General features: G+C 74.9%; 20 protein-coding genes. 15 read left to right on the forward strand and 5 right to left on the reverse strand.

All coding sequences use genetic code 11. The annotated features are described in order from the left end of the window. Positions 1–12 precede the first annotated feature (12 nt). Positions 13–1,479 (reverse strand): phytoene desaturase family protein, encoded by a 1,467-nt coding sequence (locus BM242_RS12390; RefSeq protein WP_093838822.1) that lies wholly within the window; start codon positions 1,477–1,479, stop codon positions 13–15. Positions 1,480–1,958: 479 nt separating this feature from the next. Here BM242_RS12390 and BM242_RS12395 point away from each other — a divergent pair, with 479 nt between their 5' ends. The 3 genes from BM242_RS12395 to BM242_RS12405 all read left to right on the forward strand — a co-directional run bounded on the left by BM242_RS12395 (position 1,959) and on the right by BM242_RS12405 (position 4,215). Then, entirely contained in the window at positions 1,959–2,411 is a 453-nt protein-coding gene (locus BM242_RS12395; protein ID WP_093838823.1) for an SAV_6107 family HEPN domain-containing protein, read from the forward strand. 257 nt (positions 2,412–2,668) lie between these two features. Beyond that, a complete protein-coding gene (locus BM242_RS12400; RefSeq protein ID WP_175541389.1) occupies positions 2,669–3,454 on the forward strand; it encodes a methyltransferase in 786 nt (261 codons plus the stop codon). 344 nt (positions 3,455–3,798) lie between these two features. After that, entirely contained in the window at positions 3,799–4,215 is a 417-nt protein-coding gene (locus BM242_RS12405) for a DUF3040 domain-containing protein (RefSeq protein ID WP_093838825.1), read from the forward strand. Between the two features lie 321 nt (positions 4,216–4,536). Here BM242_RS12405 and BM242_RS12410 read toward each other — a convergent pair whose 3' ends face one another. The 4 genes from BM242_RS12410 to BM242_RS12425 all read right to left on the reverse strand — a co-directional run bounded on the left by BM242_RS12410 (position 4,537) and on the right by BM242_RS12425 (position 10,128). Beyond that, positions 4,537–6,960, reverse strand: coding sequence for a transglutaminase TgpA family protein (locus BM242_RS12410; protein WP_093838826.1), 2,424 nt, complete (start codon positions 6,958–6,960; stop codon positions 4,537–4,539). Between the two features lie 14 nt (positions 6,961–6,974). Next, the gene (locus BM242_RS12415; protein WP_093838827.1) at positions 6,975–8,426 is read right to left on the reverse strand and encodes a DUF58 domain-containing protein; all 1,452 of its coding nucleotides are present in this window, start codon (positions 8,424–8,426) and stop codon (positions 6,975–6,977) included. Next, positions 8,426–9,427, reverse strand: a complete 1,002-nt coding sequence (locus BM242_RS12420; RefSeq protein WP_093838828.1) for an AAA family ATPase — start codon at positions 9,425–9,427, stop codon at positions 8,426–8,428. The genes BM242_RS12415 and BM242_RS12420 overlap by 1 nt, the downstream gene beginning before the upstream one ends. 176 nt (positions 9,428–9,603) lie before the next feature. Continuing rightward, positions 9,604–10,128: a beta-class carbonic anhydrase gene (locus BM242_RS12425; protein WP_342746957.1), complete on the reverse strand. Its 525-nt coding sequence runs from the start codon at positions 10,126–10,128 to the stop codon at positions 9,604–9,606. Between the two features lie 291 nt (positions 10,129–10,419). Here BM242_RS12425 and rsmH point away from each other — a divergent pair, with 291 nt between their 5' ends. From rsmH to pgeF, 12 genes are all read left to right on the forward strand, one after another. Next, a complete protein-coding gene (rsmH, locus tag BM242_RS12430) occupies positions 10,420–11,397 on the forward strand; it encodes a 16S rRNA (cytosine(1402)-N(4))-methyltransferase RsmH (protein ID WP_093838830.1) in 978 nt (325 codons plus the stop codon). Next, positions 11,394–12,074: a cell division protein FtsL gene (gene ftsL / locus BM242_RS29365; RefSeq protein ID WP_175541390.1), complete on the forward strand. Its 681-nt coding sequence runs from the start codon at positions 11,394–11,396 to the stop codon at positions 12,072–12,074. The genes rsmH and ftsL overlap by 4 nt, the downstream gene beginning before the upstream one ends. Beyond that, positions 12,071–14,008 carry a peptidoglycan D,D-transpeptidase FtsI family protein gene (locus BM242_RS12440; protein ID WP_093838831.1) on the forward strand — a complete coding sequence of 646 codons (1,938 nt, stop codon included), beginning with the start codon at positions 12,071–12,073 and terminating at the stop codon, positions 14,006–14,008. The genes ftsL and BM242_RS12440 overlap by 4 nt, the downstream gene beginning before the upstream one ends. Positions 14,009–14,151: 143 nt before the next feature. Further along, positions 14,152–15,951, forward strand: coding sequence for a UDP-N-acetylmuramoyl-L-alanyl-D-glutamate--2,6-diaminopimelate ligase (locus BM242_RS12445; RefSeq protein WP_093838832.1), 1,800 nt, complete (start codon positions 14,152–14,154; stop codon positions 15,949–15,951). After that, positions 15,948–17,450, forward strand: coding sequence for a UDP-N-acetylmuramoyl-tripeptide--D-alanyl-D-alanine ligase (locus tag BM242_RS12450; RefSeq protein ID WP_093838833.1), 1,503 nt, complete (start codon positions 15,948–15,950; stop codon positions 17,448–17,450). Before BM242_RS12445 ends, BM242_RS12450 begins: the two co-directional genes overlap by 4 nt. Next, positions 17,447–18,511, forward strand: a complete 1,065-nt coding sequence (mraY, locus tag BM242_RS12455; RefSeq protein WP_093838834.1) for a phospho-N-acetylmuramoyl-pentapeptide-transferase — start codon at positions 17,447–17,449, stop codon at positions 18,509–18,511. The genes BM242_RS12450 and mraY overlap by 4 nt, the downstream gene beginning before the upstream one ends. A gap of 89 nt (positions 18,512–18,600) precedes the next feature. Further along, complete coding sequence (gene murD, locus BM242_RS12460; RefSeq protein WP_245834023.1) at positions 18,601–19,998, forward strand: UDP-N-acetylmuramoyl-L-alanine--D-glutamate ligase; 1,398 nt, start codon at positions 18,601–18,603, stop codon at positions 19,996–19,998. A 61-nt stretch (positions 19,999–20,059) separates the two neighbouring features. Then, the gene (ftsW, locus tag BM242_RS12465) at positions 20,060–21,514 is read left to right on the forward strand and encodes a putative lipid II flippase FtsW (RefSeq protein ID WP_093838836.1); all 1,455 of its coding nucleotides are present in this window, start codon (positions 20,060–20,062) and stop codon (positions 21,512–21,514) included. A gap of 6 nt (positions 21,515–21,520) precedes the next feature. Next, positions 21,521–22,612, forward strand: coding sequence for an undecaprenyldiphospho-muramoylpentapeptide beta-N-acetylglucosaminyltransferase (murG, locus tag BM242_RS12470; RefSeq protein ID WP_093838837.1), 1,092 nt, complete (start codon positions 21,521–21,523; stop codon positions 22,610–22,612). Between the two features lie 125 nt (positions 22,613–22,737). After that, positions 22,738–23,580 (forward strand): cell division protein FtsQ/DivIB, encoded by an 843-nt coding sequence (locus BM242_RS12475; protein ID WP_175541391.1) that lies wholly within the window; start codon positions 22,738–22,740, stop codon positions 23,578–23,580. A gap of 259 nt (positions 23,581–23,839) precedes the next feature. Next, the gene (gene ftsZ, locus BM242_RS12480; protein WP_093838839.1) at positions 23,840–25,075 is read left to right on the forward strand and encodes a cell division protein FtsZ; all 1,236 of its coding nucleotides are present in this window, start codon (positions 23,840–23,842) and stop codon (positions 25,073–25,075) included. Positions 25,076–25,155: 80 nt separating this feature from the next. Then, entirely contained in the window at positions 25,156–25,914 is a 759-nt protein-coding gene (pgeF, locus tag BM242_RS12485; RefSeq protein WP_093838902.1) for a peptidoglycan editing factor PgeF, read from the forward strand. Positions 25,915–25,952: the final 38 nt, after the last annotated feature.

Here is a 25,952-nt window from a genome sequence, read left to right on the forward strand (position 1 = left end):
CGGGAGCCCGGATCAGGAGGAGCCGCGCCAGTGCGGTCCCTCGGTGATCAGCCCCGCCGCCATCGCCCCGGACATCCCCGCATGGGCCAGTCCGCCGCCCGGATGGGCGAGCCCGCCGACCCGGTAGGCGCCGGGCAGCCGTCCGGTGTTGGGCGCCGCCAGCCAGGCACCGCCGCCGCCCGCCAGCGCGGGCGGGGGCACCAGACCGCCGGGCATGCCGGTCTCCCGGGCCACATCCGCCGGGGTGCGCAGCTCCCGCCAGCGGATCCGGGCGCGCAGCCGCAGACCGGCCGCCTCGGCGGCGTCCAGCATCCGCTCCCCGAACGCGGCCCAGTCCTCCGGCCCCGGCCCCGGCCCCGGTCCCGGCCCGGGCGCCGGGACGGGCGCGGAGAGCACCACCGCCTCGTGCCCGTCGTCCGGCCGCAGCGCCGGGTCGTCCGGGCGCAGCACGGTGACCGTCCGCGGGGCCCGGGGACCGCCGTCCGGGTCCGGGTCCGGGTTCCCGGAATGCAGCACGGTGCGGTGCGCGGTGTCCGCCGGGCGCGGCCCGCGCAGGGCCAGCAGCAGCGTGCAGCGTCCGGTGCCGCGGGCCGGGGCCCCCAGACCGGGGGCACCCCAGACCACATGGTCGGCCGGCTCGCGCCGCCCGTCCGCCAGTTGCACACCGGAGGCCCGGCCGTCCCGCTCCAGCACCCCGGTGGCCTCGGCGCCGAACACGAACCGCACGCCGCGGTCCAGGCAGCGCCGGTGCACCGCGTCGGCCAGCGCCCGCATCCCGCCCTCCGGGTACCAGCTGCCGAAGGTCTCCTCCACATAGGCCAGCACCGCGGCGTGCGCGGGGGCGGTGCCCGGGTCCACCCCATAGGCCGAGACGACCGAGCCCAGCAGGGCCGCCAGCCGCGGATCGCGCAGCTCGTCCCGGGCGACGGCGGCCAGCGACGGCGGCCGGCGGCGCCGCCATGCGGCCGGCCGGAGGGAGCGCCGCGCCGGGGGCCAGTGCCCGGCGGCTGCCGCCGCCCGGCGGCCGGGGTCCGGGGTCAGCGGTTCCTCCAGCAGCGGACGGCGGGTGCGCTCCCAGCTCTCCCGGGCGCGGTCGAGCAGCGCCGCCCAGCGGTCGCCCGTCCCGGGCCCGAGCGCGGCGTCCAGCGCCTGCCGGACCCCGCCGCGGCTCAGGCCGGGCAGCCGGACCACGGTGCCGTCGGCGAAACGGTGTTCGGCGGCCGGATCGACCCGGTGCAGCGGCACGCACTCCTCCAGCGGCTGCCGCCCGGTCTTCAGGAAGAGGTCCCGCCAGACGGCGGGGAGATGCAGCAGCCCGGGGCCGGTGTCGAAGGCGAAGCCGTCGCGGCGGTACCGGCGCAGCGCGCCGCCATGGGTGCCGGTGCGTTCGTAGACCGTCACCCGGTGTCCCGCGGTGGCGAGCCGGGCGGCTGCCGCCAGGGCGCCCATACCCGCGCCGACCACCGCGATCCGTGCCATGGGCCAGCACCCTACCCGGTGCGCGGGGACACCCGTCCGGCGGATGAGTACCTGCCTGAGTAGGTCTGCGGATGGGCGCCGGGCCGCGCGGACGGCACTGTGGAGAGCAAGCGGACGGGGTGTCCGGAACCGCACCGCCGGCACGGGGCGGCGGTACGGGGGACGAGAACCGGTCCGGGGGAAGCGCCGGGGTGACCCGGCGGGGGATCTGTGCTGGCGGGCAGTGCGCGGCCGGGGGGCCGTACTGCCCGCCACACGCATGTCCGCATCCGCGGCGGCGGTGTCCCGGGGAGCACACGCGCCGCCTTCCGTCTCCTGCGTTTCCGCCGCCGGCGGTGTCCGTACCTGCGGCGCCGGCGGGCTCTGCCGATTGTCAGTGGCGTACGCCAGCATGGGAACAGACGTACTGAACGGCACGACGCGGATACAGGAAGAGAACGTGGATCGCTTGTCCACCGAATGACGACTGGAGGTTCGTCATGACCGGACCCCCGACCGATGTGCACCCCGTGCTCCGCCGGGCGCCCGCCTCGCCCGCCGCGCTGGATCTGCTCACCCAGGCCGAGCGCAGCCTGGACGAGGCACAGGAGTGCACCGACATCGGCGACGCCTATGTCGCCGCCCATCTCTGCGCCCTGCGCACCGCGGCCGCGGTGCTGGCGGCCCGCGGCCGGCCGGAGAGCAGCCCGCGCGCCCGCCGGCGCATCCGGCCGGTGTGGGAGGTACTGCCCGAGGTGGCTCCCGAGCTGGGTGAGTGGAGCACCCTGTTCGCCGCGAGCGCCGTCCGCCGCGCCCGGGTGGAGGCCGGGATACGCGGAGTGGCGACCCGCCGCGACAGCGACGATCTGGTGCGCGCCGCCGGTATGTTCCTGCGTCTGGTGCAGGAGATGCTACTCCCTCAGGCGGTGCTGCCGCGCCAGAACGAGCACTGATCCGGAACCGGTCCGGCACCGGAGTGCCAAGCCCGCGGCCGGAACCGGCCGTGCACACCCGGACCGCATTCCCGCAGGGGCGCGGAACGGGACGGACCCGAGGCGTGCCCCGGCGTGCCCGCTCCGCGGTGGGGGCGGCCCCCGGGAGGCAGTAGTCTGCTGACCGTACTCGCGGGGGACCGCCGCGGGAAGACCGCCGGTGGCGCCCGCTCGTGCACGTGTGCATGCGCCAGCCCAGCACCGAGGAGCACTCCGACATGCCGTCTGAGCCGACAGCGCCCGGCCCGCACACCGCGCTGCGCCTGGGGGTGGTCTGGGATCTGGTCCGCCAGGCGCTGGAGAACACCGTCAAGGCGACCGGCCGGCCCGCCCTGGAGGTGCTGGACACCGGCGGCGGCAGCGGCATTCTCGCGGTGCGCGCGGCCGGGCTGGGCCACCGCGTCACGGTGGTCGACCCGAGCCCGGACGCGCTGTTCGCCCTGGAGCGGCGGGCCGCCGAGGCCGGCGTGGCCGGGCTGGTGCGCGGTGTGCAGGGCGACACCGGGGACCTGCTGGAGGTGGCCGGGCGCGAGCGCCACGACATGGTGCTGTGCCATGGCGTCCTGGAGTATGTGGACGACCCGGCGGCGGCCGTCGCCGCGGTGGCCGGCGCGCTGCGCCCCGGCGGCGCGCTCAGCCTGCTGGCGGCGGGCCTGGGCGGGGCGGTGCTGGCCCGGGCGCTGGCCGGGCGGTTCACCGAGGCCCGGCAGGCGCTGGACGATCCGGAGGGCCGGTGGGGCGGGTCCGATCCGGTGCCGCACCGCTTCACCACCGAGCGGCTGACGGGTCTGGTCTCGGCCGCCGGGCTGGTCCCGGGGGCGCTGCACGGGGTGCGGATCTTCGCCGACCTGGTGCCCGGGGCGCTGGTGGACACCGAGCCGGAGGCGCTGCAGGCACTGATCCGGCTGGAGGCCGGGGCGGCGGCGCACCCGGCGTTCCTGGCCGTGGCCGGGCAGCTCCATGTGCTGGCGCACCGCCCGCAGGAGCCCCGGCCCGCTCCCTGAGCCGCCCCGCCGGCCGCCCGGCCCCCGGCCGCACCGTCCGCCGGCTTCCGGCGGACTCCGCCGGCTCCGGCGCCCTGCGGCGGCGCCGGATCCCGGGGCCTTCCGGCCGCCGGGGGGCCTTCCGGCTCACCCGGTGAAATGGCGCCGGGCCCCGTATCATCGTAGACAGCCCTTCGGCATGGCCCGGGGAGAGTGTGGGCAGGACAACTCCACCCGCACAGCCCGGAACAGGGAGGCGGTGGGCGCAAAAGGCGTAGAGGGGCGGGTTTCACGGGGAGGCATCCCCGCCTATCCTTAAAGGGTCGGAACGGTCGCCCGCCGCGACCGACGAGTAGGAGGACTCCGTGCCGCTCTCTGAGCACGAGCAGCGCATGCTCGAGCAGATGGAGCGAGCGTTGTACGCCGAAGATCCCAAGTTCGCTACAGCGCTCGAAGGAAGTGAGCTGCGCACGTACACCCGCAAGCGGGTCTACCAAGCGGCATTCGGATTTCTGGTGGGCATCGCGCTTCTCATGGGCGGAATGGTCGCCCAGCAGATCTGGCTGAGCGTGGTCGGCTTCCTGATCATGCTCGGCTGCGCCGTGCTGGCGGTCACGGGCTGGAAGAAGACACCCGCCCAGCCCGCCGACGGCCAGGCCGCGGCCGGCCGGCAGAGCGGCAGGCAGGGCGGCCGGCGGCCACACCAGGGCAGGCAGCGCCGCTCCATGATGAACCGCATCGAGGAGCGCTGGCAGCGCCGGCGGGACGAACGGGATCGCTGAGGCCCGACTCCTCCGAACGGCAGCCCGCGGCGCCGACCGCCGCGGCAGTGAGTGACGGAAGACAGCAGCAGCACGGCAAGCGGGCCGCGGCACTGCCGCCGGCCCGCCGCTCCGCGTTCTCCTGCGCCCTCGCAATCCCCGGGAGGCCCCCGAGAACTCCCGGGCAGGCTTCCGCTCCGCTCCCCGTGGTGCCGTGGCCGCCGAAGCCTTTCACCGGCCGGCAGACCGACCAGCGGACCGAGGGCCCTCTCCGGCGGCGGAGAGGGCCCTCGTCCAGTGCTCGCCCCGTGCTCGGCCGGTGCTCGGGCCCGGCCGCCGCGGTCAGGTGCTGCGCGGCCTGCGGCGCGGCAGCCGGCCGCGCAGCCGCAGCCGTTCCCGCAGCCGGGTGCCCTGACGCCGCCGCCAGTCCCGCACGGCCGCCGTCACCCGGCCCGCCGAGCGCGGCATCAGCAGGGCCCGCAGCCGGGTCCAGCGGTCCGCGGTGGCGGCCAGCCCGGCGGCAGCGGCCCGGACGTCCCCCGCGGCCCGGCCGTCGTCGTCCTCCGGCCGCTGCCCCGCCCCGCCGTCCGGCGCGTACAGTTCCCGCTCCACCGCGGTGGCCAGCCGGTGCACCGCCGCCTCCGGCTCCCCGGCCAGGCCGCCGACGCGCACCATGCGCCGGGCGGCCAGCCGCGGGGTCTCCCCCTCCTTGGGGAAGATCCCGAGGTCCCATGCGGTGTCGGCGAGCTCCTGCCAGGCGGTCAGCGGCCCCGCCCGGGGCCGCAGCCGCCGGCGCCGCAGCCGCCGCCGCCACAGCATGGGCGTGAGCGCCGCCGCCACCAGCAGCGCCGCGGCCCCGGGACCGAGGAACCACCAGACGCCCAGGCCGGCGTCCTCCTCCGCTTCGCTCCGGCTCCGCTGACCGTCCTCGCACAGCCCCGGCTCCAGTATCGGGTCGCAGCCCGTCGGGGTCTGCTCCTCCGGCTGGTCCTCGGTGGGCTGCTCCGGCTGCTGCGCCGGGTCCCGGGCCGGGTCCTGCCCGGGATCGGCCCCGCCGGGGTCGGCCGGCTGCGGCCAGGTGTAGGACGGGGCGCTGCCCTGCCCCGGGGTGGGCTCGAAACGGGTCCAGCCCACGCCCTCGAAGTACAGCTCGGGCCAGGCGTGCGCGTTGTGCGTGCCGACCACGTAATAGCTGCCGTTCTCGTCACTGCGCCGCAGACCCGGGGTGAAGCCCACCGAAACCTGGGCCGGGATGTCCAGGGCGCGGGCCATCGCCGCCATGGTGAAGGCGAAATGGATGCAGAACCCCTCCCGGTCCCGGAGGAAGTTGGCGATGGCCTGGCTGCCCGTGCCGGACTGGACGCTGGTGGAGTAGAGGAAGCCGCCGTCCCGGGTGAAGTAGTCCTGGAGCGCCACGGCCCGCTCGTAGTCGTTGGCCGCGCCCGCGGTGACCTCCAGCGCGGTCTGCCGCACCACGTCCGGCAGATTGCCGGGCAGTTCGGTGAAGTCCTCGCGGATCTTGTCGCTGGCCGGCTCGGGCGCGCCCGCCAGCTGCTCGGGGGTGGGCTCCACCAGCAGGCTGCGCACCCGGTAGGAGAGCCCGGCGGTGGTCTGGCCGCCGCGCGCCGCGACCAGGGTGCGGGAGTAGACGTCGTACTCCCAGGCACCCTCGGCGTCGATGTCCACCGCCGGCACCGGCACCGGCAGGGAACGCTGCCGGTACTCCTCCACGGCGCTGATGTCCGTGGTGACCAGGGTGGTGGGCACGTCCCCGGACAGCCCGACGACCGCCCAGGGGGTCTGCGGCGGCTCTCCCATGGTCTGAGCGGTCGAGGTCCAGCGGCGGCCGTCGAACCGGTCCAGGGCCACCAGCCGCAGATAGCTCTCGCTGGGCCGCGGGCTGTCCGTGCGGTAGCTCAGCAGGGTCTCGTTCTGCCGCCGGTTGAGCTGGTTCTGCAGCTCCACCACGGGGTTCACCGAGGTGGGCAGCGCACTGCCGCCGGAGCCCGGGCCGCTGCCGCCGCCGTAGAGGTCGAAGACGCCGGTGCCCAGCGAGGGCAGCGCCACCGGGGCGAGGGCGGCCACGCACAGCGTCACCGCGCCGATCCGCCGGCCGGTGGGCATCCGGGGCGCCCGGACGGCTCCGGCCGCCGCGGCCGGGTGGCTGCTCGGGCGGCCCAGCACCCGGCCCCAGTGCGAGACCCGGTCCCGGCTCTCGGAGAGCAGCATGGCCATGAAGCCGGCCGAGGCGAGCAGGAAGTAGGGCCAGGAGGCGCCGGTCTCGGAGATCCCCGCGGCCACCGAGTACAGCGCCAGCAGCGGCAGCCCGGCGGGCGCCGCGCTGCGCAGCGTCACCGCCAGCAGATCGACCAGCAGGCCGCAGAACAGCACCCCGGCCAGCAGTATCAGCGCTATGCCGTCGGTGAGCGGGGCCGGGGCGGTGTAGGTGCGGATGTCCTCGGCCCCGGCCGCGAACAGCTCCCCGAAGACGGACAGTGTCTCCGGGGTGGGCACCACTCCGGCCAGCGCGTCCTGCGGCGCGGTCACCAGCGTGACCAGGCCCAGCGCCACCACCAGCTGGCACAGCAGGGTGAGGCCGCCGCCGGCGCCGCGCCGGCGGGCCAGCAGGCCGGTACCGGTCACCGCGGCCAGCAGCAGCCCCGTCCGGACCATCCAGCCGCTGCCCTCGACCAGCGGCAGCAGCGCGCCGGCCGCCGCCAGGGTGGCCGCCCAGGCGGCGATCGCGATCTTGATGCGTGCGTCCATTCCGCTCCGCTCCCTCAGCCGCCGGCCGGACCGAATGACAGGCGGGCGGCGTCCTGCCAGAGCTGCCCCAGCGGGATGCCCGGATGGTGGTGCAGCGCCAGCCAGCCGGATTCGGTGAGCCGGCGGAGCTGGTGCGCCTCCACCTCGGGCTCCATCTGCCCGGCGGCCACCAGCGCCACCGCATGGGTGGCCCGCCGGCGCAGCGGGGCGAGCTGCGGGGCGGCCTCCCGGTTGACCGAGCCGAGGAAGGCGATCAGCAGCCCGGCCTCCTCCAGCGGGCCCGGACCGGTGGCGAGCTCCTCGAAGCCGCGGCCGGGGGAGTGGTCAAGCACGGCCAGCTCGTCCAGGATCAGCGCGCCGGCCTCGGCACCGCTCACCCCGGCAACCTGCGGGCCGGGCAGCACGGCGCCGGTGTCGGTCACCAGCCGGACCGCGTAGTCGCGGGCCAGCAGATGGGCCACCACCGAGGCGGCTCCGGAGACCGCGCGCTCGAAGGCCGAGCCCGGGCCGGCGCCCTGGTAGGCGACCCGCCGGGTGTCCAGCAGCACGGTGCAGCGGTCCCGCTGCGGCTGCTCCTCGCGGCGCACCATGAGCTGGCCGCGATGGGCGGTGGAACGCCAGTGCACCCGGCGCAGCCCGTCGCCGTGCCGGTAGTCGCGCGGGATGACGTCCTCGTCGCCGGCCAGGGACTGCGCCCGCCGCCCGGTCTCCCCGGTACCGCCGGCGTCGCCGCCGAACCGCACCGACGGCAGCTGCTCCGTACGGGGCAGCACGGTCAGCACGTCGAAGGCGCTGAACGAGCGGCTCAGCTCCACCATGCCGAACGGGTCGGTCAGCCGGAGCTGCAACGGCCCCAGGGGGTAGCGGCCCCGCAGCTCGGAGCGGACCCGGTAGGCCACGTCCCGCCGCCCGCCCGGCTCGATCCGGTCCAGCACGAAGCGCGGCCGGGGGCCGAGCACATAGGGCACCCGGTCCTGGAGCAGCAGCACCCCGGTGGGCACCCGGGCGATGTTCTCGATCCGCAGCTCGACCCGGGACTCGCTGCCGGCCGGCACCCGGGAGGGGTACATCCGGCGCGCCGAGGAGACCCGGCTGCGGGTGTAGTAGAGCGCCAGCACGCAGGCCACGGGCAGGGCGGCCAGCAGCACCCCCACCCGCAGCAGATCGGGCTGGCCCAGCAGATAGGCGCAGAGCGCGGCGGCACCGCCGGCGGCCAGGAAGGACCGGCCGCGGGTGGTGAGGCCGCCGAACGCGGCGCGCAGCGGCCCGCGGTCCTCCGAGCCGCGGCCCGGCCGCGGCCCCGTCCCGGCGGCTGGGCCGGGAGCCCCGGCGGCGGTGCCCGGAACCGTGCCCGGAACCGTGCCCGGGGCCGCGGCGGGCGGCACCAGCGGGGCCTGCGGTACCGGCGGCACGGCCGTGCCGCTCCGGGCGCCCCGGCCGGGGGAGGCGGGGGAGCCGTGGGACATCAGAAGCCCCGGTGCGGCCGGCCGAACTGAGGCTGGTAGGCGCCGGGCACCGGGGTCCGCTGCACGATCTCGGCCACGAACTCCTCGGCCGTCTGCCGGTTGAGCTGAGCCTGGGCCGTGGGCAGCAGCCGGTGGGCCAGCACCGGGCCGGCCAGATGCTGGAGGTCGTCCGGCAGCACATACTCCCGGCCGCTGAGCATGGCCGCGGCCCGCGCCGCCCGCAGCAGCTGGAGCGTGGCGCGCGGCGAGGCGCCCAGCCGCAGGCCCGGGTGCTGGCGGGTGGCGGCCACCAGCTCCACGGCATAGCGCCGCACCGGCTCCGAGACATGCACTTCGCGCACCGCCTGGATCAGCTTGATCACGTCGTGCGACTGGGCGGCCGGCTCCAGCACCTCCAGCGGGGAGAGCGAGCCGTGCGACTCCAGCATCCGCAGCTCGGCCTCGGGGCTGGGGTAGCCGACCGAGACCCGGGCCATGAAGCGGTCCCGCTGCGCCTCGGGCAGCGGATAGGTGCCTTCCATCTCCACCGGGTTCTGGGTGGCGATGACCATGAACGGATCCGGCAGCGCATAGGTCTGGCCATCGGCGGTGACCTGGCGCTCCTCCATCGCCTCCAGCAGCGCGGACTGGGTCTTGGGCGAGGCGCGGTTGATCTCGTCGCCGATCACGATCTGCGCGAAGACCGCGCCCGGCTTGAACTCGAAGTCCTTGCGCTGCTGGTCGAAGACGCTGACCCCGGTGATGTCCGAGGGCAGCAGGTCGGGGGTGAACTGGATCCGGCGCACCGAGCAGTCGACCGACCGCGCCAGCGCCTTGGCCAGCATGGTCTTGCCCACGCCGGGCACGTCCTCGAGCAGCAGGTGCCCCTCGGCCAGCAGCACGGTCAGGGCAAGCCGGACGACCTCCGGCTTGCCCTCGATCACGCTCTCCACCGAACGGAGCACCTGGTCGATGGTGCCGCTCAGCTCATTGAGCCTGACGTGTTCCTCATAGGTCGTCACCGGCCCTCCTCGGCCCCTTATGTCCCGGTCCGGGCCGATTGGTCGGTCAGGACCGCGGCCTGGACACCCCCGTGGCACGCCCCGGTGCAGCCGGCACCGGGGCGTGCCCTCCAGCCGCCCGGCGGCCGGAACGGATGCCTGTCAGCAGGCATTCTTCACACAATTCCGGTCTCACGTCACGCTCCCGCGTCACGCGGCCCCTCCGACGCGTCGATCTCCCGCAGGAGCCCGGAGGTCACGTCGAAGACGAACCCCCGTACATCTTCAGTGTGCAGGAGGAAGGGAGAAGTGCGCACCCGTGCCATGGACTGCCGCACGTCCTGCTCCACATCGGTGAAGGACTCCACCGACCAACCGGGCTTCTGGCCGACCTCGCGCTCCAGTTCGGTACGGAAGTCCTCGGTCAGCACCTGGAGGCCGCAGCCGGTGTGGTGGATCAGCACCACGGATTCCGTGCCCAGCGCCCGCTGACTGATGGTCAGCGACCGGATCACGTCGTCGGTGATCACCCCGCCGGCGTTGCGGATGGTGTGGCAGTCGCCCAGTTCCAGGCCGAGGGACGCGTGCAGGTCGATCCGGGCGTCCATGCAGGCGACGATGGCCACCTTGCGCACCGGCCGGGCGTCCATCCCCGGGTCCCGGAAGTTCTCGGCGTACTTCTGGTTGGCCCGGACCAGCTCATCAATGACGGTAGGAGACATGGCACGACCGTAGCGTGTGCCGGTGCCGCTTCCCATGACATACCCCTGCCATCCGGTCACCGGCGGCTGTGAGATCGGGCACCGGGCCGGATGCGCCGCCCGGGAGAAACACCGCCGCGTGGCCAACCGCGATGATTGACCGGGCAGGCGGGTGGACTAATGTGGCCGCAGCCGGACGCGTGAGACCGCGAGCCCTCGCGGTCCGTCCCCGGCCTCCCGCGGCCCCCGGCCGGCATCCCCGCCCGGCCGCCGCGCTCCCGCCAGGACTCCGCAGGCCCTTTCGGAAGGCGCATGACCACCAGCAACGACCGACCGGCGGACGCCCGGCACCAGCCCGTCATGCTCCAGCGCTGCCTGGACCTGCTCGGGCCCGCACTCGGCGCACCCGGCGCGGTCGTGGTGGACTGCACCCTGGGCCTGGGCGGTCACGCCGCCGCGCTGCTCGCCGCCTGCCCGAGGGCCCGGCTGATCGGCCTGGACCGCGATCCGGCCGCGCTGGAACTGGCCCGGCACCGGCTGGCCCCGTACGGCGAGCGCGCCGAGCTGGTGCACGCGGTGTACGACGAACTTCCCGGCGTGCTGGACCGGCTCGGCTCCCCCAGGGTGGCCGGAATCCTGTTCGACCTGGGGGTCTCCTCCCTCCAGCTCGACGAGGACGAACGCGGCTTCGCCTATTCCCGGCAGGCCCCGCTGGACATGCGCATGGACCAGACGCGCGGCCCCAGCGCCGCCGATGTGCTCAACACCTATCCGCCCGGTGAACTGGTCCGGGTGCTGCGCGAGTACGGCGAGGAGCGGCACGCCCGCCGGATCGTGGAGCAGGTGGTGCGGGAGCGGCGGCGCGAGCCGATCCGGACCAGCGACCGGCTGGTCTCCCTCATCCGCCAGGCCCTGCCGCAGGCCGCCATGCGCACCGGAGGGAACCCGGCGAAGCGCACCTTCCAGGCGCTGCGCATCGAGGTCAACGGCGAACTGGAGGTCCTGCGGCGGGCCATGCCCGCGGCGGTCGCCGCGCTGGCGGTCGGCGGCCGGATCGTGGTGCTGTCCTACCATTCGCTGGAGGACCGGCTGGTCAAGCGGGTGCTGGCGGCCGGTGCGGCCACCGCCGCGCCGCGTGGCCTGCCGGTGGTGCCCGAGGAGTACCAGCCCCGGCTGAAGCTGCTGACCCGGGGTGCGGAACTGCCGGACGAGGAAGAGGTGGCGGCCAACCGGCGGGCCGCCCCGGCCCGGCTGCGGGCCGCCGAACGCATCCGGGAGGCGGCGTCATGAGCGGGGGGAGCGGAGCACCGGGGCCGCGCCCCGCCCGGCCGGCCCGCCGCGCCGGGATGACCGCCGGCGGCGCCACGGGACGGTACCCGGCGGGGACGAGCACCGCCCAGCAGCGGCTGGCCCGGCTGGCCGCCCTGGTGCCCCGGGGCTCCTCCAGCGCCGCCCGCACCCCCTTCGTGCTGCTGATCGTGGTGCTGCTGGGCGCCGGCATGCTGGCCCTGCTGCTGCTCAACGCGGCCCTGAACGAGGGCTCGTTCGAACAGGCCGAACTGCGCCGCGAGACCGAGGAACTGGCCGACGAGGAACAGGCCCTGCAAGCCGAGGTGGACGCCTACTCGGCGCCCGACACGCTTGCCGGGATGGCCCGGGAACTGGGCATGGTGCCCGGTGGCCCGCCGGTTTTCCTGGACCCGGAGGGCGAGGTGCTGGGCAGCGCCGAACCGGTGCCCGTCCCGCCGGAACCGGAGGCGTCACCCGAGGAGTCCCCCGGACCCCCGGACTCCCCGGAGCCGGGGGAGTCCGGGGAGCCGGCGGGAAGCGAGGCTCCCGCATCGGGGGAGGACCCGGAAGACACCGGGGACGCCCAGGCGGCCGGCGGCCCCGGGGACACCGGGGACACCGGGGACACCGGGGACACCGGCGACACCGGGGACACCGGACCCGGAGGGAACGGATGAGCAGAGCACCCTCCCGCGCCCCCGCGCCCCGCCGGTCCCGCCCCGACGACCTGCGCCTGGGCAGCCCCCGCCCCCGGCTGCGCATGCTCAGCCTGGGCCTCACCCTGGTCATGCTGGTCTTCGCCGTCCGCCTGGTCCATGTGCAGGTGGTGGACGCCGCCGCCTACACCGAGCAGGCCTCCTCCAACCGCTATGTCACGGTGCCGCTGGCCGCCCAGCGCGGCGACATCACCGACCGCAACGGCACCGCCCTGGCCACCACCGTCGACGCCTACGACATCATCGCCGACCCCACCCTCTTCACCCGGGACATCACCGGCGTGGACGACGCCCCGGAACAGGCCGCCGCCCTGCTCGCCCCGGTCCTCGGCGAGGACGAGGAGGAACTGGCCGCCCTGCTGGCCACCCCGGATTCCCAGTACGTACTGCTGGCCCGGCAGCAGACCCCGCAGGCCTGGCGGCAGATCACCGACCTGCGCCGCGCCCTGGCCGAGCGCGCGGACGCCGGCACCGGCCACCAGGTGCTCACCGGCGTCTTCCGGGAGCCCAACCCCAAACGCGTCTACCCAGGCGGTGACCTGGCGGCCGGTGTCCTCGGCTTCGTCAACAACGAGGGCCGGGGCGGGGCCGGCATCGAGGCCCAGTTCGACCGGGAGCTCGCCGGGCAGGACGGCGCCATCCGCTACGCGCAGTCCGGCGGGCGGCGGGTGCCCACCGCCGGCAGCCACGAGCAGCCCCCGGTGCCCGGCACCGACCTGGAGCTGACCATCGACCGGGACATCCAGTGGGCCGCGCAGCGGGCCATCGAGGCCCAGGTGGCCGAGTCGGTGGCGGACGGCGGCTATGTGGTCGTCCAGGACGCGCGCTCCGGGGAGGTCCTGGCCATGGCCAGCGCCCCGGGGTTCGACCCCAACGACTACGCCGCCACCGACCCCGCGCTGCTCGGCAATCCCGCCCTCCAGGACGCCTATGAGCCCGGCTCGACCAGCAAGGTGATCTCCATGGCGGCCGTCCTCCAGGAGGGCGTGGCCGGCACCGGCACCCATGTCACCGTGCCCAACCGGCTGCCCCGCGCCGACCGGGCCTTCGCCGACGACCACGAGCACGACACGCTGCATCTCACTCTGGCGGGGGTACTGGCCCGGTCCAGCAACATCGGCACCATTCTGGCCGTGGAACTGCTGGGCGACACCCAGTCCGAGGCCAACGAGGTGCTGCACTCCTATCTGACCGCCTTCGGCTTCGGCCGGCCCACCGGCCTGGGCTTCCCCGGCGAGACCGCGGGCATCCTGGCCGACCCGGGGGACTGGAACGCCTCCCAGCAGTACACCGTGGCCTTCGGCCAGGGCCTGTCGGTCAATGCCGTGCAGGCCGCCTCCGTCTACTCCACGGTGGCCAACGGCGGGGTGCGTATCGCCCCCACCCTGATCCGGGGCACCACGGGAGCCGACGGCCGCTACGAGCCCTGGCCCCGGCCGGAACCCGAGCGGGTGATCGACGAGGCGACGGCGGACGATCTGACCGCCATGCTGGAAACCGTGGTCGCCGACGACGAACTGGGCACCGGCCGGATCGCCCGCATCGACGGATACCGGGTGGCGGGCAAGACCGGCACCTCCAACCGGGTGGACCCGGGAACCGGCCGTTACCGGGGTTACACCTCCTCCTTCGCCGGGTTCGCCCCCGCCGACGACCCGCGGATCACCGTCTACTGCGCCGTGCAGAACCCGACCGAGGGCCCGCACTCCGGCAGCCAGGTGTGCGGGCCGGTCTTCAAGGAGGTCATGGAGTTCTCGCTGAAGTCGCTGCGGGTGCCGCCCACCGGCGCCGAGGTGCGGTCGCTGCCCGCCACCTTCGACCCCGGGGACAGCGCCACGGCGGACGCCGCGGCCGGCGGCGACGCCTCCCGCCGGGAGACGGACCCCGAGGAGTAGCGCCCCGGCACATCCGACCGACCGTCCACATCGCCCAGACCGCCCGGACCGCCCAGACCGCCCACACCGCCCGCGCCGCTCGGGCCCGGGCACCGCGCCTTCCGAGCAGAACCTTTGAGCAAGACGCACAGGGAGCACCATCAGTGACCACCACCACCGGGGGAGAGCACCCACCCGCCCCGAAGCGGTCCGCCTCGCTTCGCCCGGGCACCGCCGCGGCGGGTACGCTCACCGCCGTGCACCACGCGGACGACCGGCCCGATCGGGCAGCCGAGGACCAGAACCACCACCCCCGCGCGGCCCGGGGCACGCCGCCCCCGGCCGCCCCGCAGGGCCTGCGGGCGCTGCCCAGACCCGCCGATCCGGCGCCGGTGCCCCTGGCCGAGCTCGCCGGGCTGGCCGGTGCCGCGCCCGGCGGCCCGGCCGCCGCGGTCTCCGTCACCGGCATTACCCACGACTCCCGCGCGGTACACCCCGGTGACCTCTACGCCGCGCTGCCCGGCGCCCGTTTCCACGGCGCCGACTTCGCCGCCCAGGCCGCCGCCCGCGGCGCCGCCGCCGTGCTCACCGACCCGGCCGGCACCGAGCGTGCCGCCGCCGCCGGCCTGCCGGTGCTCACCGTGGCCGAGCCGCGCCGCCGGATGGGCCACCTCGCCGCCCGCATCTACGGCGAGCCCGGCCGGGATCTGCTGCAGATCGGGATCACCGGCACCTCCGGCAAGACCACCACGGCCTATCTCGTCGAGGGCGGACTGCGCCGCTTCGTCAAGGAGGGCACCCGCACCGGGCTGATCGGCACCGTGGAGATGCGCATCGGGGACGAGCGCATCAAGTCCGAACGCACCACCCCGGAGGCCACCGACCTCCAGGCGCTGTTCGCCGTGATGCGCCGGCGCGGGGTGTCCGCCGTGGCCATGGAGGTCTCCAGCCACGCCCTGGTGCTGGGCCGGGTGGACGGCTGCGTCTTCGACATCGCGGTCTTCACCAACCTCAGCCCGGAGCATCTCGACTTCCACCCCGACATGGAGGACTACTTCCGGGCCAAGGCGCAGCTCTTCACCCCGGAGCGGGCCGGCCACGGCGTGATCAACATCGACGACCCCTGGGGCCGCCGGCTGGCCGCCGAGACCCGGATCCCGGTCACCACCTACTCCGCCGAGGGCCATCCGGACGCCGACTGGCGGGCCGACGACGTGGACTCCGGCCCGCTGGGCTCCACCTTCACCGTGACCGGCCCCGGCGGGGTGCTGGTGCGCGCCGCCGCCCCGCTGCCCGGCTCCTTCAACGTCTCCAACGCGCTGGCCGCGATCGCCGCGCTGGCCGTGGCCGGTGCCGCTCCGCAGACCGCCGCGGACGGCGTGGCCGCCGTGCCCGGCGTGCCCGGCCGCCTGGAGCGGGTGGACGCGGGCCAGCCGTACCTGGCCGTGGTGGACTACGCCCACAAGCCCGACGCCGTGGAGTCCGTGCTCCAGGCGCTGCGCCGGGTCACCAGCGGCCGGGTGCACGCCGTGCTCGGCTGCGGCGGCGACCGTGACCCGCACAAGCGCCCGGCCATGGGCGCCGCCCTGGCCCGGCTGGCCGACACCGCGGTGCTGACCTCCGACAACCCCCGCACCGAGGACCCGCTCGCCATCCTGGCCGCCATGCTGGCCGGCGCCGCGCAGGTGCCCGCCCACGAGCGCGGCACCGTGCTGCTGGAGGAGGACCGCGCCGCGGCCATCGCCGCCGCGGTGGCCCGCGCCGAGCCCGGCGACGCCGTTCTGGTGGCCGGCAAGGGACACGAGCTCGGCCAGGACATCGCCGGTGTGATCCGGCCCTTCGACGACCGTCTGGAGCTGCGCGCCGCGATCGAGCGGGCGGGTCATGCCGCCGGCGGCTCCGCGGACCGGGCAGCAGCCCCACCCGCCCCCTTCACCACCGGGATGGACCAGGACAGCGAATGATCCCTCTCTCCGTCGCCGAGCTCGCCGCGATCGTCCGGGGCACGCTCCACGGCATACCGGAAAACGAACCACCCCCACCGGACGGCGCTCCGCCCGCCCGCACCGGCCCGGCCGACAGCGGCGCGAGCGGTGCGGCCGGTATGCGGCCGGTCTCCGGGCCGGTGGTCACCGACTCCCGGCAGGCCGGGCCCGGCAGCCTCTTCGTCGCGTTCCGCGGCGAGCACGCGGACGGCCACGACTACGCCGGGCGGGCCGTCGCCGCCGGCGCGGTCGCGGTGCTCGCCACCCGCCCCGTCGGGGTGCCCGCGATCCTGGTGGAGGACGTCACCAGGGCGCTCGGCGACCTGGCCCGGTACACCGTGGAGAAGCTCGGCACCACCGTGGTGGCCCTCACCGGCTCCTCCGGCAAGACCAGCACCAAGGACCTGATCGCCCAGCTCCTCCAGCGGCTCGGCCCCACCGTCTGGCCGCCCGGCTCCTTCAACAACGAGATCGGGCTGCCGCTCACCGCGCTGCGCGCCGACGAGGCCACCCGCCATCTGGTCCTGGAGATGGGCGCCCGCGGCATCGGCCACATCCGCTACCTCACCTCCCTCACCCCGCCCCGGATCGGCGTGGTGCTCAACGTCGGCACCGCGCACATCGGTGAGTTCGGCGGCCGGGAGGCCATCGCCCGGGCCAAGGGCGAACTGGTCGAGGCGCTGCCCCCCGCCGAGCGGGGCGGCATCGCCGTGCTCAACGCCGACGACCCGCTGGTGCGCGCCATGGCGGCCCGCACCGCCGCCCGCGTGGTGCTGTTCGGCGAGTCCCCCGAGGCCGCGATCCGCGCCGAGGACGTCCGTCTCACCGACGACGGCCGCCCCGCTTTCACGCTCAACACCCCCTCCGGGCGCACCGGTGTGACCATGCGCCTGTACGGTGAGCACCACGTGTCGAACGCGCTCGCCGCGGCGGCGGTCGCCCACGAACTGGGCATGTCCGCCGAAGCGATTGCCGAGGCACTGTCATCCGCGAGCTCGCTCTCCCGGTGGCGCATGGAGGTCACCGAACGAGCGGACGGCGTCACGATCGTCAACGACGCCTACAACGCCAACCCCGACTCGGTCCGGGCTGCCCTGCGCGCCCTGGTCGCCATGGGCAAGGGCCGCCGTACCTGGGCGGTGCTCGGTGAGATGGCCGAACTGGGGGACGAGGCTTTCGCCGAGCACGACGCGGTCGGGCGCCTCGCCGTCCGGCTCAACGTCAGCAAGCTCGTGTCGGTGGGCGGCCGCCCCGCCGCCTGGATCGACATGGGCGCCAGGAACGAGGGTTCGTGGGGTGAGGAGTCGGTGCACGTGTCCGACGCTGCGGCGGCGATCGGCCTGCTGCGCGCTGAGCTGCGGCCGGGAGATGTGGTGTTGGTGAAGGCCAGCCGGGCGGCCGGCCTGGAGCAGGTCGCCCTGGCGCTGACCGGGGGTGTCCCCGACGGGACCGGCGAAGGCGGGGTCGCCGCCCGATGAGGCAGATCCTGTTCTCCGGAAGCATCGCGCTGTTCCTGACGCTGATCGGCACCCCGCTGCTGATCAAGCTGCTCGCCCGCAAGGGGTACGGCCAGTTCATCCGGGACGACGGCCCCCGGGACCACCACAGCAAGCGCGGTACCCCCACCATGGGCGGTATCGCCTTCATCCTGGCCACCCTGATCGCCTATCTGGTGACCAAGGTCATCAGCGGCAACAGCCCGACGCTCTCCGGCCTGCTGGTGCTGTCGCTCTTCGCCGGCATGGGCCTGGTCGGCTTCCTGGACGACTACATCAAGATCGTCAAGCAGCGCAGCCTGGGCCTGCGGGCCCGGGCCAAGATGCTCGGCCAGTTCGTGGTCGGCGTGACCTTCGCGATCCTGGCGCTCAACTTCGAGGACGCCCGGGGCCTGACCCCGGCCTCCACCCAGCTCTCCTTCACCCAGGACTTCGGCTGGTCCATCGGCCCGGTGCTGTTCGTGGTGTGGGCGCTGTTCATGATCCTGGCCATGTCCAACGGTGTGAACCTCACCGACGGCCTGGACGGTCTGGCCACCGGCGCCTCGGTGATGGTCTTCGGCGCCTACGTCTTCATCGGGGTCTGGCAGTACGGCCAGACCTGCGCCAACGAGGCCACCGCCGGGGCCATGTGCTACGAGGTGCGCGATCCGCTGGACCTGGCCATCGTGGCCGCCGCGCTGATGGGCGCCACCTTCGGCTTCCTGTGGTGGAACACCTCGCCCGCCAAGATCTTCATGGGGGACACCGGCTCGCTGGCCCTGGGCGGGGCGCTGGCCGGCCTGGCCATCCTGTCCCGCACCGAGCTGCTGCTCGCCATCCTCGGCGGCCTCTTCGTGCTGATCACCATGTCCGTGGTCATCCAGGTCGGCTCCTTCAAGCTGACCGGCCGCCGGGTGTTCAAGATGGCACCGCTCCAGCACCACTTCGAACTCAAGGGCTGGAGCGAAGTGCTGGTGGTGGTCCGGTTCTGGATCATCCAGGGCATCTGCGTGATCGTCGGCATCGGCATCTTCTACGGAAGCTGGGTGGCAGGCTTTTGAGCGACGTCCGGTACCCCTCCCCGCAGCCGTCCCCCCGGTCCCCGCAGCCCCAGCCCCCGCCGGGCGCGGCCGGCTTCGCCGGGCGCCGGATCACCGTCGCCGGGCTGGGCGTCAGCGGCCTGAGCGCGGCCCGCGCACTGGCCGGGCTGGGCGCCGCGGTCACCGTGGTGGACGGCGGCGACGGCCCGGCGCAGCGGGAACGCGCAGGCCAGCTCGCCGCCGAGGGCATCGGCACCCGCCTCGGCGACGGCGACACCCTGCCGGCCGGCACCGAACTGGTCGTCACCTCGCCCGGCTGGCGGCCGGACAGCCCGCTGTTCGCGGCTGCCGCGGCGGCCGGGGCGGAGGTCATCGGCGATGTGGAAGTGGCCTGGCGGCTGCGCCGCCCGGGCCCGGACGGCCGCCCGGCCGCGCCCTGGCTGGCGGTCACCGGCACCAACGGCAAGACCACCACCACCGCCATGCTGGCCTCGATCCTGCGGGCCGCCGGGCTGCGCACCGCCGCCGTGGGCAACATCGGCACCCCCATCGTCGATGTCGTCCTCGCCGAGGACCGGTACGACGTGCTGGCCGTGGAGCTCTCCAGCTTCCAGCTCCACTGGGCGCCCGGCCTGCGGGTGCACTCCGGCGCGGTGCTGAACCTCGCCCCGGACCACCTGGACTGGCACGGCTCCATGGCCGCCTACGCCGCCGACAAGGGCCGCGTCTACCACGGCAACCAGGTCGCCTGCGTGTACAACGCCGACGACCCGGTCACCGAGGAACTGGTCCGCGCCGCCGATGTCGAGGAGGGCTGCCGGGCCATCGGCTTCACCCTGTCCGCGCCCGGCCCCTCCGAGCTGGGCGTGGTGGAGGGCCTGCTGGTGGACCGGGCCTTCGTCCAGGACCGGCGGCGCACCGCCCGGGAACTGGCCGAGGTCTCCGACGTCCGCCCCGCCGCACCGCACAACATCGCCAATGCGCTGGCCGCCGCCGCGCTGGCCCGTGCGTACGGGGTCCCGCCCGCCGCGGTCCGGGACGGGCTGCGCGCCTTCCGCCCGGACGCGCACCGCATCGACCTGGTCGCCGAGGTGGCCGGGGTCTCCTATGTGGACGACTCCAAGGCCACCAACACCCATGCCGCGCGCGCGTCCCTGGCCGCCTACGCCCCGGTGGTGTGGATCGCCGGCGGCCTGGCCAAGGGGGCGGTCTTCGACGAGCTCGTCCGGGAGTCCGCCGGCCGGCTGCGCGGCGCCGTACTGATCGGCAAGGACCGGCACCTGATCGCCGAGGCGCTGGCGCGACACGCCCCCGATGTGCCGGTGGCGGACCTGGAGCGGACCGACACTGGGGCGATGGCCGAGGCCGTGCGCGCCGCCGCCCGGCTGGCCGGGCCGGGCGACACCGTGCTGCTGGCCCCGGCCTGTGCCTCGATGGACATGTTCACCGACTACAAGCAGCGCGGCGACGCCTTCGCCGCAGCCGTCCGCGAGCTGGCCACCGGCTAGGCTCTCCCCGGGCCCGGCACGGACACCACCGCGCGCCGGGCCCGAGGAGGGGAACCAGACGATGCACCCGCACAGGCCGCCGCTCGCCTTCCCGGCCGTCCCCGTCTTCGCCCCCGCGTCCGCCCCCGCCGGGGCCGGGGCGGTGCCGCGGTCGCCCCGGGCGCGCTCCCGGGCCGCCGCACCGGCCGGGGCCGCGCCGCGGCCGGCCCCCGCGCCCGGCGCCTCCCGCGCATCCCGTTCCCCGCGGCCGGACCGCCCCCCGCGGTCCCCGCGGTCCTGGCCGGCGCGGCTGCGGCGCGCCTGGGACCGCCCGCTGACGGCGTATTACGTGCTGCTCGGCACCGGTCTGCTGATCACCCTGCTCGGCCTGGTGATGGTGTTCTCCGCCTCCCAGATCCAGGCCCTGGCCGACGGCCTGCCCGCCACCTACTACTTCCGCAAGCAGCTCGCCGCCGCCGCACTCGGCACCGTTCTGCTGCTGATCGCCTCCCGGATGCCGGTGAAGCTGCTGCGCGCGCTCACCTACCCCTTTCTGCTGGGCACCATCGTGCTGCTGGTGCTGGTCCAGGTGCCCGGCATCGGCGTCACCAGAAACGGCTCCACCAACTGGATCCCGCTGGCCGGTCCCTTCATGCTCCAGCCCAGCGAGTTCGGCAAGCTCGCCCTGGTGCTGTGGGGCGCCGACCTGCTGGCCCGCAAGGGCGAGCGGCGGCTGCTGGTCCAGTGGCGGCACCTGCTGATCCCGCTGGTCCCCGGCGGCCTGCTGATCTCCGGCCTGGTGCTGTTCGGCGGCGACCTGGGCACCGTGCTGATCCTGACCGCCGTCCTGTTCGGCCTGCTCTGGCTGGCCGGGGCGCCGCTGCGGCTGTTCGCCGGGGCCCTGGCGGTGGCCGGGACGCTGGTGGGAATGCTGATCGCCGCCGCGCCGCACCGCATGGAACGCCTGGAGTGCGTGCTGGCCGAGCCCACCGCCGTGGACCAGTGCTGGCAGGCGCTGCACGGCCTCTACGCCTTCGCCTCCGGGGGCTGGTTCGGCTCCGGGCTCGGGGCGAGTGTGGAGAAATGGGGCGAACTGCCGGAACCCCACACGGACTTCATTTTCGCCATCGCCGGGGAGGAGCTGGGCCTGACCGGGACGCTGTCGGTGCTCGGTCTCTTCGCGGCTCTAGGCTATGCGGGTATCCGCGTGGCCGGACGCACGGAGGATGCCTTCGTCAGGTATGCCGCGGGAGGGGTGACCACCTGGCTCATGGCCCAGGCGGTCATCAACATCGGCGCCGTTCTCGGACTGCTGCCGATCGCCGGAGTGCCCCTTCCGCTGTTCTCCTACGGCGGCTCCGCCCTGCTGCCCACCATGTTCGCCGTGGGGCTGCTGATCGCGTTCGCGCGCAGCGACCCGGCGGCCCGTGCCGCCCTGGCCGCGCGGGGGCGGCCCGCCGGCGAGAAGAAGCCGGCCGGGCTCAGATGGATCACGATGCGACGGCGGGCCAAGCGACCGCCGTCCGGAGAGCGGTGAATTTCGGTGCATGTCGTACTCGCCGGCGGGGGGACCGCCGGTCACATCGAGCCCGCGCTCGCCCTTGCGGACGCCCTGCGCAGGCAGGACCCGACCACCGGGATCACGGCGCTCGGCACGGAACGCGGGCTGGAGACCCGGCTGGTGCCGGAGCGCGGCTACCAACTCGCCCTGATCCCCGCGGTGCCGCTGCCCCGTAAGCCCACCCCCGAGCTGATCACCGTGCCGGGGCGGCTGCGCGGCACGGTCAAGGCCGCCGAGCAGGTGCTGGAGCGCGCCAAGGCCGACGCGCTGGTGGGCTTCGGCGGCTATGTGGCGCTGCCCGGCTATCTGGCCGCCAAGCGGCTGGGCGTCCCCATCGTGGTGCACGAGGCCAACGCCCGCCCCGGGCTGGCCAACCGGATCGGCGCCCGCTACACCCGTTTCGTGGGCGTGGCCACACCGGACAGCAAGCTCCGGCACGCCCGCTACCTCGGCATCCCGCTGCGCCGCAGCATCGCGTCGCTGGACCGGGCGGCCACCCGGGCCGAGGCGCGCGCCGCGTTCGGCCTGGACCCCGCCCTGCCCACGCTGCTGGTCTCCGGCGGCTCGCAGGGCGCCCGCCGGCTGAACGAGGTGGTCCAGTCCCTCGCCCCCACCCTGCAGCGTTCCGGCATCCAGATCCTGCACGCGGTCGGCCCCAGGAACGAGCTGCCGCCCACCGACAACATGCCGGGCATGCCGCCCTACCTGCCGGTTCCCTACCTGGACCGGATGGATCTCGCCTACGCCGCGGCGGACATGATGCTCTGCCGGGCCGGCGCCATGACCGTGGCGGAGCTCTCCGCGGTCGGCCTGCCCGCCGCCTATGTCCCGCTGCCGATCGGCAACGGCGAGCAGCGGCTCAACGCCCAGCCGGTGGTCCGGGCCGGCGGCGGACTGCTGGTGGACGACGCGGAACTGACGGGGCAGTGGCTGATGGAGAACGTGGTCCCGGTGCTGACCGATCCCGGCCGGCTGCTGGCCATGTCCCGCGCCGCCGCCGAGTTCGGCCGCCGCGACGCGGACGATCTGCTGGTCGCCATGGTGCACGAGGCCATCGCCGCCGCCCGTACCTGACCCGCCCCGTGGCGCGGTGCCCCGGGAGCGGCTGCGCTCCCGGGGCCGGGCGGGGCAGTAGGGTGGCCGCGACGTGCGGGACCGGCGTCGGCGGCCCGGGGACGAGCGGGAACGGGAAGGTGCGCGTGGACCACGTGGACCAGGAGCCGGGAGCGGTGCGCGCCCCCGAGGCGTTCGCCGGAACCGGAGCGGTGGACGACGACGCGGCCGGCGCGGCCGGCGGGGCCGCGCCGCCGCGCCGCCGCCGGCGGCTGTCCCGGCGCGGGCTGCTGCTGGTGACGGCCGTGCTGCTGGCCGCGCTCGGCGGCTTCGGGGGCTGGGCGCTGTACGCCTCCTCCTGGCTGCGCGTCGACCGGGTGACGGTGAGCTGGACCGGGGACGGCCCGCGGGCGCTGGCCGCGGACCGGATCGCCGAGGCCGCCGCCGTTCCGGTCGGCGAACCCATGGCCCGGCTGGACAAGGACGCGGTGCGTGACCGCCTGCTGGCGGCCCTGCCCCGGCTGAAGGACGCCGAGGTGGTGCGCTCCTGGCCCGACCGGGTGGTGGTCAAGGTGACCGAGCGGCAGGCCGTGGTGCTGAGGCCGGGCGGGGACGGCTTCACCGAGATCGATGTCGAAGGGGTCGCCTTCGGGGTGCTGCCGGAAGCCGTCCCGGGCGTGCCGCTGCTCTCGGTGGAGCTCGAACACAACGCCGGTGTGCGGCGGTTCGGCGAGGACCGGATCGTGACCGAGGCGGTCGGCGTGGTGGCCGCGCTGCCGCCGGCCCTGCACCGCCGGACGGAAATGATCCGGGTCCGTTCCTATGACTCCCTCACCCTGGAGCTCACCGACGGCCGTACGGTGCGCTGGGGGAGTCCGGAACTGACCGGGGAGAAGGTCGCCGCGCTGACCGCGGTGATGAAGGCGGCCGACGGGGCACGGTACTTTGACGTCAGCGTTCCCAGCGCCCCCGCGGTGTTCGCGCCCTGACGGCGTCCTGGTTGAGACACCCTCGCGCGATCACATAGGGTGAAAAGAAAAACGGGAGGCTCGGCGTGTTCATTGAACGTGCTCGGCCTGTCGACTTAGTGTCCGTTCCAAGGAATCCCGGGAACGGAAGCACAGGTAACCCTAAACTTGGGCGTTAGGGTTCGGGGTCGGCGTATCCCACCGTCCCAACGGCATCAGCCGGTGGTCTGCTCCGGGGCAGGCGGCACCGGCACGGAACTCGAGGCGAGAGGCCTTCGACGTGGCAGCACCGCAGAACTACCTCGCAGTCATCAAGGTCGTCGGGATCGGCGGCGGTGGCGTCAACGCCATCAACCGGATGATCGAGGTCGGTCTCAAGGGCGTCGAGTTCATCGCGATCAACACGGATGCCCAGGCCCTGCTGATGAGTGACGCCGATGTCAAGCTCGACGTCGGCCGCGAGCTGACCCGCGGGCTCGGCGCGGGCGCCAATCCCGATGTCGGCCGCAAGGCCGCCGAGGACCACCGCGAGGAGATCGAGGAGGTGCTCAAGGGCGCCGACATGGTCTTCGTCACGGCCGGCGAGGGCGGTGGCACCGGCACCGGCGGCGCCCCGGTGGTCGCCAACATCGCCCGCTCGCTCGGCGCTCTGACCATCGGCGTGGTCACCCGGCCGTTCACCTTCGAGGGCCGCCGCCGCGCCAACCAGGCCGAGGACGGCATCGCGGCGCTGCGCGAAGAGGTCGACACCCTGATCGTCATCCCCAACGACCGGCTGCTGTCCATCTCCGACCGCCAGGTCAGCGTGCTCGACGCCTTCAAGTCCGCCGACCAGGTGCTGCTCTCCGGTGTGCAGGGCATCACCGATCTGATCACCACCCCCGGCCTGATCAACCTGGACTTCGCCGACGTCAAGTCGGTGATGTCGGAGGCCGGTTCGGCGCTGATGGGGATCGGCTCGGCGCGCGGCGACGACCGCGCGGTGGCCGCCGCCGAGATGGCCATCTCCTCCCCGCTGCTGGAGGCGTCCATCGACGGCGCCCGCGGCGTGCTGCTCTCCATCTCCGGCGGCTCCGACCTGGGCCTGTTCGAGATCAACGAGGCTGCCCAGCTCGTCAGCGAGGCCGCCCACCCGGAGGCCAACATCATCTTCGGCGCGGTCATCGACGACGCCCTCGGTGACGAGGTGCGGGTGACGGTGATCGCCGCCGGGTTCGACGGCGGCCAGCCGCCGTCCCGCAGCCGGGACAAGGTGCTCGGCGCCTACGGCGGCCGGGAGGATGCCGCCGCCGCGCCGGCCGCCGAGCGGCCCGTCCCCGAGCCGGAGCCGGAGCGCCCGGCCTTCGGCGGTCTCGGTTCCCTCGGCTCCCGCGAGGAGGAGAAGCCGCAGCCGTCCGAGCCGGCCCCGGCCTCCGGCGACAAGGACTCCCTGCTCGGCGGCAGCCAGCTTCCCCCCGCCCGGCCCTATGACGGCGGCCCGGTCGAGGAGCTGGACGTTCCCGACTTCCTCAAGTGATGAACCGGCGACTTCCGGCCAATCCCGGCGATCGCGCCGGGGCCCGGACCGCCCCGCACGTGAATCCCGCGTGAGTGGCCGTGATAGCACAGTGGATCACCACCGGCGGCGCACACTTCGCCTTCACCGACAGGTGGGGCGGGGTGAGCGCCGCTCCGTTCGATGAGCTGAATCTCGGCGGCGCGGCCGGGGACGACCCCGGCGCGGTGCGGACCAACCGCGCGCTGGCCGCCCGTTCCCTGGGACTGGACCCGGCGGCGGTGTTCTGGATGAACCAGGTGCACGGCAGCGAAGTCGCCGTGGTCGACGGCCCGCTGCCCGGGGAGGGGCCCGGTGAGGAGCCCGGGGCCCAGTCACCGCCCGTGGACGGGGCGGTCACCGCCCGGCGCGGGCTGGCGCTGGCGGTGCTGACCGCCGACTGCTGCCCGGTACTGCTGGCCGACCCGGTCGCCGGGGTGGTGGGCGCGGCGCACGCCGGGCGCCCCGGGCTGGCCGCCGGGGTGGTCCCGGCGACGGTCGAGGCCATGCGGGCACTGGGGGCGGACCCCCGGCGGATCATCGCCCGCACCGGTCCCACGGTGTGCGGCGGGTGTTACGAGGTGCCGGCCGCGATGCGGGACGAGGTGGAGCGGGCGGCGCCCGGCTCCGCCGCGGTGACCCGCCGGGGCACCCCGGCGGTGGACATCCCCGCCGGGGTGCGGCGGCAGCTGCGGGCGGCGGGCGTCCGGGAGGTGCCGGCCTCCCCGGTCTGCACCATGGAATCGGACGACTGCTTCTCCTACCGCCGGGAGGGCAGGACCGGCCGCCTGGCGAGCTACCTCTGGCTGGACGAGCGGTGAGCACGGGGACGCCCCGGGCCGGTGGCAGCGGCGGATGC

This window comes from Streptomyces aidingensis (genome assembly GCF_900112355.1).
Lineage (GTDB): Bacteria > Actinomycetota > Actinomycetes > Streptomycetales > Streptomycetaceae > Streptomyces > Streptomyces aidingensis.